Raw genomic sequence first — 13366 nt, 5'->3', positions numbered from 1 at the left:
GTATTTTCAAACGGCAATGCTTTTGCTTGTACAGAAAAAGATTGATTATTGATTAGTGAAGTTAATGAAGTTTGCCCATCACTTAGTACTTTTCCATCTAATGTAGCATCAACACCAGCAGTTGCGCCAGTCATATAGGCAATTAAAGTTTGTGAAAAGATACCAGAAGAATTAGTTAAATCTAACCAAATTCGGCTTCTATTGAATCTGTAGTCTTAAAAAATTGATTGCTAGGATTTGATACTCTCATAGCATTGGTAAAATTTAAAGCTGTAGATGTTGCTTTGGCAATAAAACCTTGACCGATTTGAATAATACCATTTGGCACTAAGGCAAGAGGATCACCTGGACTAGCACCTGTTCCTGCACCACCAGCTAAGGTATAAGTTGCATAAGAAGCCGTGGTAGCATTGTTTGTTTTTCTCCAAAAATACAATGCTTCTGTTAATCCATTTGCTGTAATAAAATCGTCTGCATTAATTTTAGATGGATAAGGATTTCCTACTGCATTATAGGTTGCATTGTCAACAGTTAAAGCAATATCACCATTATTTGGGACTCCGGTAAATGTACCTGTCCAAATGGTTGGAGTTACTGGATGTGTGTTTGGAGTCCGAATTAAATAACCTGTTGCAGTATCAAAATTGGTTGTGGACGGTGAAGCAACGACAGTATATAAATCGGTTATTGGACTGTAAGTATAAAAACGAGTAGCTAGTGTAGCTGGAGAGAAAGCCTGTAATTGTTGTCCCGCAACTGGAGACGACCATAGTGTATAATCTAGACGCATTAAAGGATTAGTATCTCTTTCCACATTTATTGCTCCCGTATTGGTAGCGGTTGTGTTTTGAAGCAAAGTGGCATTGTTTTTTAAAGTAAGTGTACTTCCAGAATCTACCGCTACAATTCCGTTTAGAGTTATGGTATCTCCACTTTGAAGAATTACTATTGCACTGTTTGTTACGGTTAAATTACAAGCAGTTAAACTTCCTGAGCTTGTATAATTTCCTGTAAAAAAAGCAGATGTATTGCTATTTGGCAAACCGGCACTCCATGAAGTTCCATCCCATGTTGTAGAGAGAATACTTACACTTACAGTGGCAGAAGGTATTGAGGTACAAACTCCGCTGGAAATAATGGCTCTATAATAAGTAGTTACGGTTAAATTCCCTGTAGAAATTCCGGTTAATGGGGAAGAAGTCGCTCCAGAAATATCTGTAAAAGAGATTCCATCCAAAGACGATTGCCATTGAATAGTTCCAACGCTACCTGTAATACTAATATCTGACGGACTAGTACCTGCACAGATTATTTGATTTGAAGAAACACTGCCCGCAATAGGAAGTGGCGAAACGATGTAAGAACTGGATGTTGCTGAACCATCACTAGTTGTAACCGAAATAGTTCCGGCTGTTAACCCAGCTGGTGTAGTAACTATAATTGTTGTAGGGGATAAAGATGTTATGGTTCCAAGGACACCATTAAAACTAACAGAAACCGAACCATTATTTAAATTAAAACCCGATATAGTAACTGCTGTTCCACCAGAAAAACATAAAGTCGAAGGCGTAAATCCAGTTATAACTGGCACTAAATTAAACTCATCTGCACCAATATCTGGCGTAGTTACATTACGAACATCACCATCATAATCAGTGGTAAATCCGGCAAATCGTTGTAGCGCCAGCATTATAAGATTTGCTATTGAACTATTTACATGAAGGAATACTGAAGAAGAACCCGAAGTACTTATGAAAGTAGTGTTTTCTGAAACTGACAAAACCATCTCTAGTTGCCATTCTGATTTTAAAATTAGCCAGAGTAGCATCAGTATTTGTACCATCAGTATAAATTGTAGTTCCGAAGAACGAATTGTTATTTGATGCAGCTGCATAGGAAGTTAAAGTAGTCGAAGATCTTCTGTAGGCTGCTGATAATCCGCCACCATTTGCGACTGAATTATTGATAAAAATATTATTTCTTAAAGTTGTTGTTACTGCAGTATTTACAAAAATAGCACTCGAACCAAAAACGGCACCACTACTTGTGGCATTTAATAAAATGGTATTGTAGTATACATTTGCGGTAGTTCCAAGTGAAATGTTTATTCCAACTATTGGGTTAGAAGCATTGGCCAAAGTAGCTTTTAAATCTCCGATAAGATTGTTATAAATAGTAGTTGTACTAGCCGCACCTGAACTTAAAACACCAGTTACAGTAGGACTTGTTGCAGTACTTGAAATATTGTACAATTTATTTTTAAAGATAGAGGTAGTTCCAATTGCTCCTTTATTAATTCCGATAACAATAGGATTGGTTCCTCCGGTACTAGTGATATCATTTACAGTATTACCAGAAATAGTTACAGTTGTTCCAGTTCCGATACTGATTCCATAAATGGAAGAGCCACCTGAGCCAGTTAATGTTGCCACCGAGTTGTTGGTAATTGTTTTTGTTCCTGTGGAAGTATTTTGGAAAATACCATAAACAGTACTTGTTCCACTTGTATTTGCATTTAAATTAGAAATGGTATTATTAGATAAAGATTCAGTTACTGAAGCACCAGCGCTATAAATACCATAAAGGACTCCGGTTGTATCTCTATTAAAGCCAGTAACAGTATTTCCACTCGCACTTAAAGCAGTAGCTGCTCCCCAATTTATCCCAATTAATGTACCGTTGGAATTAAATAACGAAATGTTTCGAACAATATTTGTATTGATATTAATAGTATTAGAAGAAGCTGTTGAAGCATTTAAAATCCCAATTAAATTTCCTGTTGAAGCTGTCAACGAAACGTTAGAAATAGTATTGTTATTTAAATTACTGGCGGAAGCAGCAGTTGGTAAACCTTGGAAATAGATTCCGGTGAAATTCCCTATGAATGTACTACCAGAATAAGTTGTGGTACCAGTTCCTAGTGCATTTTCATAACCAATTGTATTTCCGGTAATTTGAATGTTGTTTCCAAAAGTAGCATTGGCAAAATAAATTCCAAAAGCGGTTCCATTTGCAGTAAATGTTTGCGTAGCCGATTGATAGATTTTGTTATTGGTAATATTCCAATCTGTATTACCCGTTACTGCATAAATGGCTGCTGTTCCAGATGTTAAAAAATAATCATATAAGTTGCAATTTGTAATAGTTATGCCGCTATTAGCTATAGCTGAGGAAGCTGTTGATCCGTTTCCGTATATCAAGCGAGAAGGTAAATTGGAACCTGCTGGACCAATGTTACAATTTGAAATAATGTTATTGTCATTTCCTGTGGTTACACCAGTTGCAAAATAAACAACACCACCAGTTGTTGCCAAAGGAGCTGAAATAGAACCTAATAAGGTGCAATTTGTGATTGTATTATTTGTAGCATCACCAGTAAAAAGTAGGGTAGCAGTTCCTGCAGTAGCTGAAACCGTTGTATTAGATACGGTTAATGATATTCCGGGAATATTTAATCCATCAATAGTTACATTATCGGCACCATTTAAACGAATTAATGAATTGCCAGCAATTGTATTACCAGTGATTGTTCGGGTACCATTTGGTATAATGGTTAAACTAGTCCACAAACCGGCATTTAAAGTAGCTTGAAAATTTCCTTCATTAGTATCACCATTAACGGTGATGTTGATAGTAGCACCAGTTTGTGCTCCGGCATTAAGCGCGACAAAAGCACTTCCTAATGAAGTATAAAAACCGTTTCCTACTAGAGCGCCACTAACAATAATAGGGCTAGTGATTAATGAACCTTCTATTTCATAAGCACCTAAGTCTGGGTTTGTTCCCGTTCCTAAATAACCAGGATTCCCTTGTCTTACAGTTCCTAAATAATCATCTGCTATGCCTACTATTGCAAATCCTTTGCTTTCTATATAGGTTGGTGAACTATTGTCGGGTTTAAGAAAATCAGCACTTATTCCAGCTGTACTTAAAAAAATCACATTTTCTGTTACAGAATTAATTTCTCTTGTATTCACTCTTGTTTGAAAAGCGGCTAAAGTTTGACTGCTATTTGTATTGTCAAAATATATTAAATTTGAAACACCAGGTGTTCCTGCATAAAATAAATTAGCATTAGAAGTGATGTCATAGTTTGTCAAAACGGTATTGTTTCTATAATAGGCAGCCGTTCTACCAGTTCCTCTAGCGGTCGAAATATTGGTGAAAACATTATTTTTCAAAATCAGCTTGCCGGTAGTTGCTGTTGCATTTGTTGTATGATAAAGTGCTTCAGTTCCAAAATTAGTACCTGTTGAAGCTGCGTTTAAGTAAACGGTATTATAAGAAACTGTATAGGTTGAATTTGCTACACCTGAGTTAACCGAAATTCCTCTGATAGCATGAGTATTTGATACAGATGGTGCTTTTAAATCGCCAATAATGTTATTAAAAGCACTAACAGCAGTTGCTCCTGTAAATACAATTCCGTTTACTGCACCACCAGTACTTGCGCCATTTTGAGCTAGGTTATAAATTTTATTTTTGGATACATTTACAGTTGTACCACCACTAATTAGTATTCCGTTCTGCGTTGGACTTGTAGTTCCAGTTGTTGTGAAACCATTAATATTATTTCCTCTAACATTTTGGGTTCCTGTACCACCAGAAATCTGAATTCGGTTAAAGTAGCAGAAACCGCAGTTGACGATAAAGTATTTATAGTATTATTATTTATGGTAACGGTTACACTTGGATTTGCACTTATTAAAGCTATTACATTTCCACCAGTTCCTGTTGAAGATAAACTAGTAATAGTATTTGAAGTTATAGAAAATGAACTAGCGTTTCCGGTAGTTCCAACGTTCATTCCGGTAATTGCTGCTTGACCAGCTAAATTTGAAATAGTATTATTAGTAACAGATGAAGTAAGTCCAAAACCATTTAATACCATTCCTGTTATAGCACCAGTTCCTGCTGACCAATTATTAAAAGTATTCCCATTTATTGTTTTTGCTGTTAACCCTAAATCACGCTGATTCCAACCTGATATAATAGTTGTTCCTAAAACTGTAATATTGGAGAAATTATTTGAAGTATTGGTAATTGTAGCTGATGCATTAGATGTTGCAGCACTTACAAAGACAGTAACAGTTCCGCCTATGCTACTTTTACTATAAGTTCCAACAATAGCATTTGAGGAAATGGTTTGTGTTCCCAAAGCTGGCAAAGCAACATTATTAGAAATAAAAGTGACATTCCCAGTAGTAGCAACATTTAAATTAGTAAAAGTGTTAGTATTGATGTTTTGGGAACGTGTTGCAAAACTATTGAAAATGTAATTGTGAGATGAACTTCCGGCAACCGAATGCGTAATTCCTCGAATATCATTTCCTTGAATTGTTAAAGCAGTTGCATTGGTTCCGCTAGAATTTAAAATTCCATAAAAAGCCCAGTTGATGCGACAGTATAGGATAATAATCCAGCAGTTGCATCTCCTAATTTATTATTATTAATTGTAATTGTTGTGCTAACAGCACCTGCATTTAAAATACCCGAAACGGAGGAAGCTGTTGATGTTACTTTTAAATTTCTTAACGTATTATTTGATATAGACAAAGTACCAGCAGCTATTCCATTATAAATCCCACGCAATACATTTGTACCACTTAAGCTAGTATCATTTATAGTATTGTTATCTATTGTAACTGCAGAACCAATTCCACCACCATTATAAATACTATAAAAAAATGAAGCAGCTGTACCAAAAACAGCACATTTTAAAATGGCATTGTTGGTTATAGAAATTGATCCAGTAGCATTATTAAAAATTCCATAAAAATTACAAACTCCGGTAGTAGTTGTACCAGAAGTTCCCATAGCAATAGAATTTGATATAGAACTACTTCCTATACTATTGTTGCTAGTCGTAAAATTACCCAATGCCCCAGAACTGTATATGGCAACCATTGAAAATCCGTTAGTTGCTCCACCACCAGTAGTTATTCCGCCAATATTATTGTTTTGTATAGCAGAAGTTGTACCTGCAGAAGAAACATAAATTCCATCAATTCTTGAAGAAGTGGTAGCCGATGAAGTAATAACAATAGCATTAGCTACAGAAGTATTTCCAATTGTATTACCCGTTGTAGTTCCCACATTTGCCGCACCACTTGTAACCGCTATACCACTAAAAATACCAGGCGAACCAGCATTTCCGTTACTTGTTGTGAAATTTATCCCTGAAATAGTATTGCCTTGTATAGATGATACAGTAGTATTTGCAGCCAATTCAATTCCTCTAAAAGCAGTTGTGAAACTACCATTATATATAGTGTTTCCTGTTCCGGATGCATTTGCAAAACCAATAATATTATTAGTAATTGTATAATTCCCAGCACTAGCAGTACTAATTCTAATGGCTCTACATACTAAACAATGGCAGCAGTCGTTCTTGTGGCAGTTTGAAAAATTTATTATTTGAAATTATCCAGGCAGCACTATTTGAGGCTAGTAAAATTCCTGCTGATGACACGGTACTATTAAAATAATCTTGAACAGAACAGCTCATGATACTATTACCACTATTATCAATAGCAACAGAGGTTCCTGCTGAATAAATAGCGTTAGTTGGCAGGTTTGCTCCGGCTGCTGTTATCGTACAATTAGTTACTGTATTAGAATCATTACTGTAGTTGTTCCTGTGGAAAAAAATACGGTTCCAGAACTTGCCGTGCTTCTGAACCTGTCAGAAGCAACGGCAAGTTCTGGAACCGTATTTTTTTCCACAGGAACAACTACAGGTAATGATTCTAATACAGTAACTAATTGTACGATAACAGCAGCCGGAGCAAACCTGCCAACTAACGCTAATTATTCAGCAGGAACCTCTGTTGCTATTGATAATAGTGGTAATAGTATCATGAGCTGTTCTGTTCAAGATTATTTTAATAGTACCGTGTCATCAGCAGGAATTTTACTAGCCTCAAATAGTGCTGCCTGGATAATTTCAAATAATAAATTTTTTCAAACTGCCACAAGAACGACTGCTGCCAATGGTTTAGTATGTAGAGCCATTAGAATTAGTACTGCTAGTGCTGGGAATTATACAATTACTAATAATATTATTGGTTTTGCAAATGCATCCGGAACAGGAAACACTATATATAATGGTAGTTTCACAACTGCTTTTAGAGGAATTGAATTGGCTGCAAATACTACTGTATCATCTATACAAGGCAATACTATTTCAGGGATAAATTTCACAACAAGTAACGGAAATGCTGGTTCGCCTGGTATTTTTAGTGGTATAGCGGTTACAAGTGGTGCGGCAAATGTGGGAACTACAACGGGTAATACAATTGGAAATACTTCTGTAGCTAATGCTATTGTTATTACTTCATCGGCTACCACTTCTTCAAGAATTGATGGAATTTATGTTTCTTCTGCAGGTACAACTTCTGCTATACAAACAATAATATTGGCGGAATAACTACTGGTGGTGGAGCAACTAACGGATTTTCAATGGTTGCCATATACAGTTCTGGGGCATTGGGTAATTTTACGACTAGCAACAATAGTATAGGAAGTAGTTCTATATCAAATTCTATTGCTATGGAACTTCTGGTACAACTACTACCGGAGTTTGTAATTTTTATGGAATTTTTAATAATGCTACTGGATCAATTTCTATAACCAACAATGCCATTTTAAAATGTGCTGTTTTTGGTACAGCTGCTTCATTTTTTTATAGTATTTATAATGGTGGTGGAATTGGTTCTGCAGTTACAATAGATAACAATACTATAAATGATACTAGCTTAAGTGGTACAAATGTATTGCGTGGGATTTATAATGGAATAGCTGCTGGTACTTTGTCTATATCAAATAATACGTTAAGAAATTTAAAAGTAACATCAACAGCTTCCTCCGTTTCGGGTATTTTAAATGCAGGTGCTGTTAGCACAACAATTACAATTAATAATAATAAATTAGGAGATGCAACTGCTGGATTATTATCCTATACTGTCGCATCAACTGGGGCTTTTTATGGAATTTTAAATTCTAGCGGAACCAATGCAACTGCTTTAACAATTCAAGGAAATGATATTCGAGGAATTACGCATTCGGTTGCCGGAAGTTCATCTCACAATTACATTTTCAATAGTTTTGCAACACGTTCCCAAAACATCAATACTAACACTTTTACTAATTTAAATGTTGCTACTACTGGGAATGTCACTTTTATTTCTAATAATGTTGCTTTGCCAGCTTTGGGAACACAAACCATTTCCTCAAATGCTATTGTTGGAACTTATAGTAAAAGTAGCATAGGCGGAACTGTTACTGTCTTTGTAAGTGCTGCAACATCTAATGCATCAGCTACAATTACCAATACTTCAAATAATTTCTCCAATATTACAGTTTTAGGAACAACTATTATATCAGGTTGGAATCAGCGTGATTTAGGGTTAACAGCAAAAACAATAAATGGGAATACTTTTAATAATTGGTCAGCAGGAACTGGTGCTATAACAGGAATGGTATTAAATGGTTTTGGACTTACTTCATCTGTTACTAATAATACTATTTCAAATTTAGCTGGTCAAGCAGCAATTACCGGAATGAACGTTGGAACTACCGGAAACGCTAGTTCATTTTCTATAACTTCAAATACTATTACTAGTTTATCTTCAACAGGAACTGGTGGAAATGTAATAGCTTTAATAAGTGCAAATCCAAGTGTAACCGTTACCATAAATAATAATACTATAAATACTTTATCGTCAACTGCGGTTTCTGCTACTTTAACCGGAATTCAGATTTCTGGTGGTACAGGAACCCAAAATGTTAGAGGAAATAATATTAATGGTTTCACAACAACTGGAACTACAAGTCCAACGCAGAACGGAATACTAATTAGTGGTGGTACAACTGTAAATGTATCCAAAAATAAAATTTATAACCTAGCTCAAAATGGCGCAAGTACTGGTGGTGCAGTAAACGGAATTGTATTTACAGGAGCAACTGCTGTTAGTGCTTTTAATAACATTATTGGCGATTTAAAAGCACCATCTGTATCAAATACTCATGCTATCAGAGGAATTTCGGTTAACTCAGGTGTAGCAAATTCAACCTATACAGTTTCTTATAATACCGTTTACTTAAACGCAGCTTCAACAGGTACTAATTTTGGAACTGAAGCACTTTATCATACAACAAATGCAACAGCAACTACCGGCAAGCTGATTTTGAAAAATAATGTTTTCACCAATATTTCGACCGCTAGAGGAACTGGTAGAACGGCTGCCTATTATAGAAACAATACCGTTTTGACAAACTATGACATCACTTCTAATGCTAATTTATTTTATGCAGGAACACCTGGTGTTTCAAATTTAATATATTTTGACAATACAAATAGCAGTCAAACTTTAGCCGCTTTTCAAACAAGAGTGAATACAAGAGAAATTAATTCTGTAACAGAAAATGTGATTTTTTTAAGTACAGCTGGAATAAGTGCTGATTTTCTTAAACCCGACAATAGTTCACCAACCTATATAGAAAGCAAAGGATTTGCAATAGTAGGCATAGCAGATGATTATTTAGGAACTGTAAGACAAGGGAATCCTGGTTATTTAGGAACGGGAACAAACCCAGACTTAGGTGCTTATGAAATAGAAGGTTCATTAATCACTAGCCCTATTATTGTTAGTGGCGCTCTAGTAGGAAACGGTTTTTATACTTCATTAGGAAGTGCTTTTGTCGCGCTTAATGCCGGAGCACAAACTGGTGCTACTATCAACATCACCGTTAATGGTGATACTAATGAAGGAAATTTTCAAGCTACTTTAAATGCCGGTTTGTGGACTAGTTTAACCATTATACCAAATGGTACCCGAACAATCACTGGTAATACAATTGCTGGCAATTCATTAATTCGTTTAAATGGTGCCGATAATGTAACTATTGATGGATTAAATATTCCCGGAATATCATTAACCGTATCTAATACAACGGTTTCAGCTACTGCAGGAACTGCTACCCTACTTTTTACTGGTGATGCTACAAATAATACAATCACAAATTGCACCTTATTAGGTTCTATTTCAGCTCCTTTGGCAACAACTGGTGGTGTTGTTTATTTTGCAACTGGTGTAACCACAGGAAATGACAATAACATTATTTCAAATTGTAACATTGGTCCAGCAGGTTCCAATTTACCTTCTCGCTTGATATACGGAAACGGATCAACAGCTTCCTCAGCTATAGCTAATAGCGGCATAACTATTACAAATTGCAACTTATATGATTATTTTTTAACATCTGGAACAGCAGCCATTTATGCAGTAACGGGTAATACAGATTGGAATATTACCAATAACAAAATCTATCAATCGGCTACGCAAACATTTACTGCAAATGGAACCGCTTTTGGAATTTATTTTGCCAATGCTACTTTTGGAAACAACATTCAAATTACCGGAAATACAATTGGTTATGAAAATGCACTAGGAACTGGTACCACAACTTATTCTGGTAGTACATTCATAGGGAATTTCACCGGAATCTATTTCCAAGGTTTACCAACTGCTGCTTCCGCCAGTAATTTAAATAACAATACTATTTCTAACGTTTCGTTGACAGCTTCAACAGGAAATTTAATTGGGATTTTAAATGCTTCAACAGCTTCTTCTAATACTATTAATATCAATACAAATATTGTTCGAAACATTTCGTTATTTAATTCCAACGGTACATTAATTGGGATAAATTGGGGAGCAGCTACTGCTTTAAGTGCGAGTGGAAATACTGTTACTGGCTTTAATAGAGATACAACCGGAGTCCTTTATGGTATTTATAGCGCTGGTGCTTCAGTAACTGAATCTTTATCTAATAATACCATTTCTAATTTAAATGCAAATACAAGTGGAACAAGTACTGTTTATGGTATTTTCCAAAATACTTCCACAGGAACAAAAACAATTACCAACAACTCGGTGGCAACATTAACTGGCTCAGGTGGCTCTTCCATTTATGGAATCAGTATCGGAACTGGAACAACTGTAACTATTTCTGGTAATACTGTAAATGATATCACTAGTACCGGAGGAACCAATCCTATTGTTATCGGAATTAATAAAGGAGCAATTGGAACTACCTCTATCTTTAAAAATAAATTGTACAATATTTCAAGTACTGCAACAAGTCCTACTGTAACTGGTGTTTTAAGTTCAGGTGCGGCTAGTACAACTACTATTTATAACAATCTTATCGGAGATTTAAAAGCTACTTTGGCCAATGCTTCTAACCCAATAGTTGGAATAAACATTTCACTTGGAACTACCGCAAATGTATACTACAATACCATTTTATTAAATGCCACAAGTAGTGGTGCCGTTTTTGGTTCGAGTGCTATTTTTGTAAATACTGCAGTAACAACAACTTTAAGAAATAATATTTTTATCAATAATTCAGTCGCAAATGGTGGCGGATTATCAGCAGCCTACAGAAGATCTTCGACTACTTTAACTTCCTATGCAGCTGCATCAAATAACAATTCGTTCTTCGGAACTACAATTTATACTGATGGTACAAATACTGATGCTACTCTGGCTAATTTTAAAATCAGAATGGCAACTAGAGATGGTTTGTCAGTTTCAGAAAACACTACTTTCATAAGTACTTCGGGTTCTTCTTCAGTATTCCTTCATGTAAATAGTTCAATAGCAAATCTTATAAATGCTGGCGCTACAACGATTGCCGGATTTACCACTGATTATGATGGTGATGTTCGTAATGTAACTACGCCAGATATTGGTGCAGATGAGTTTAATTTAGTGCCAGTTATAACTGGATTTACGCCTTCGACTTTATGTTTTTCTGGTGGAACAGCAGTTACTATATCGGGTTTTAATTTAAATAATGGTTCGGTTTCTGTTAGTTTTAATGGTGTCCTTGGAACCATAACATCTTTATCCCCTACAACAATTATAGTTACTACACCAGCTGGGTTAACAGCCGGAACTATTTCGGTTACAACTAGTGATGGTTCAGCAACATCCAGTTCTTACATCGTTTCGCCACTTCCTATTGCGGGCAGTGTTTCTTCAAATCAAATAATCTGTGCAGGTACTAGTCCGTCAGATATTAGTATTACAGGTAGCGTTGGAACTATTCAATGGCAATCGTCTTTGGATGGAATCTCTTTTACAGATATTTCTGGAGCGACTTCTTCCCCATTAACCGGAATTTCTACAGGGAATTTAACCGTAACTACTTATTATAGAGCCATTATTTCCAGCGGAGTTTGTACCTCAATACCTTCTGCCACTGTAAGTGTAAGTATTCTCTCTACAACATGGGATGGAACTTCATGGAGTGCCGGTTTGCCAAATAGCAATACATCTGCTTTTTTTACAGGAAATTATACAAGCTCAGGAAGTTTAACTGCTTGTAATTTAACCGTAACAAACAGTGCAATAGTAATTCTTCAAAGTGGAGATACCATAACTCTAAACGGAATTGTAGCGGTAGATTCTGGAAGTACACTTACTTTAAAAAACAATGCCACTTTGCTTCAAAACACAACCGCTACCAATACGGGAGCAATAAATGTGGAAAGAGATACTAATCCTTTAATGCGTCTAGATTATACACTATGGTCGTCTCCAGTTGCGGGACAACAATTACAGGCTTTCTCTCCAGCTACACTAGCTACTCGTTTTTATACTTACAGTCCAATAACCGATTTATATACTGTCGTTGCTTCACCGTCCACAACCAATTTTGATACTGCAACAGGTTATTTAATTCGGACTCCAAACACACATCCAGTAACTCCAACCATTTGGACAGGTACATTTACCGGAGTCCCAAATAATGGTGATATTGCTTTAACTGTTGACAATGCAACCTATAATGCAGTAGGAAATCCTTATCCATCTAAAATTAATGCAGACGATTTTATTACAGCAAATGGATTAACAGAAGCATTGTATTTTTGGAGAAAAACAAACAATGCTACCACGGCTTCTTATGCAACTTATACCTTAGCTGGTGGTGCAGGAACAGGTGCTAGTCCAGGTGATCCTCTTGCCTTAGTGCCAAATGGTATTATTCAAATCGGTCAAGGTTTTATTGCCAAAGCAACATCTACAGCTTTAAATTTTACCAATGCTATGAGAGTATCAAATCCTAGCAATCAATTTTTTAAGACTACAGATTCAAATAGAAGCCGAATTTGGTTAGATTTAACTAATTCTTCTGGTATCTTTTCACAAACTTTAATTGCCTATATGACTGGCGCAACTGCTGGTGTTGATGCTACATTAGATGGAAAAGTACTAAGTGATGGGCAAACCATTAACTTCACTAATCAATAATCAATCTTTTCTGTACAAGCAAAAGCATTGCCGTTTGAAAATAC

5 protein-coding genes and 1 pseudogene are annotated in these 13366 nt (G+C 35.8%); 2 read left to right on the top strand and 4 right to left on the bottom strand.

Annotated features, from left to right (window positions below):
* From QWY90_RS01605 to QWY90_RS01590, 4 genes and pseudogenes are all read right to left on the bottom strand, one after another.
* Nucleotides 1-1690: pseudogene (locus QWY90_RS01605) on the bottom strand (DUF8693 domain-containing protein); the annotation flags it as partial.
* A 19-nt stretch (nucleotides 1691-1709) separates the two neighbouring features.
* On the bottom strand, nucleotides 1710-4181 hold the full coding sequence (locus QWY90_RS01600) for a beta strand repeat-containing protein (protein ID WP_290284069.1): 2472 nt from the start codon (nucleotides 4179-4181) through the stop codon (nucleotides 1710-1712).
* Between the two features lie 332 nt (nucleotides 4182-4513).
* On the bottom strand, nucleotides 4514-5167 hold the full coding sequence (locus QWY90_RS01595; RefSeq protein ID WP_290284068.1) for a hypothetical protein: 654 nt from the start codon (nucleotides 5165-5167) through the stop codon (nucleotides 4514-4516).
* A 203-nt stretch (nucleotides 5168-5370) separates the two neighbouring features.
* Nucleotides 5371-6228, bottom strand: coding sequence for a hypothetical protein (locus QWY90_RS01590; protein ID WP_290284067.1), 858 nt, complete (start codon nucleotides 6226-6228; stop codon nucleotides 5371-5373).
* 412 nt (nucleotides 6229-6640) lie between these two features.
* Between QWY90_RS01590 and QWY90_RS01585 the strand changes: the two genes are divergently transcribed.
* Both QWY90_RS01585 and QWY90_RS01580 read left to right on the top strand, forming a co-directional pair.
* The gene (locus QWY90_RS01585) at nucleotides 6641-7429 is read left to right on the top strand and encodes a hypothetical protein (protein WP_290284066.1); all 789 of its coding nucleotides are present in this window, start codon (nucleotides 6641-6643) and stop codon (nucleotides 7427-7429) included.
* A gap of 346 nt (nucleotides 7430-7775) precedes the next feature.
* Entirely contained in the window at nucleotides 7776-13322 is a 5547-nt protein-coding gene (locus QWY90_RS01580) for a beta strand repeat-containing protein (RefSeq protein WP_290284065.1), read from the top strand.
* Nucleotides 13323-13366: the final 44 nt, after the last annotated feature.

The sequence above is a fragment of the Flavobacterium paronense genome, from assembly GCF_030409795.1.
GTDB lineage: Bacteria > Bacteroidota > Bacteroidia > Flavobacteriales > Flavobacteriaceae > Flavobacterium > Flavobacterium paronense.
Note: the sequence above shows the minus strand (reverse complement) of the source record. Positions and strands in the feature narration are given on the sequence as shown.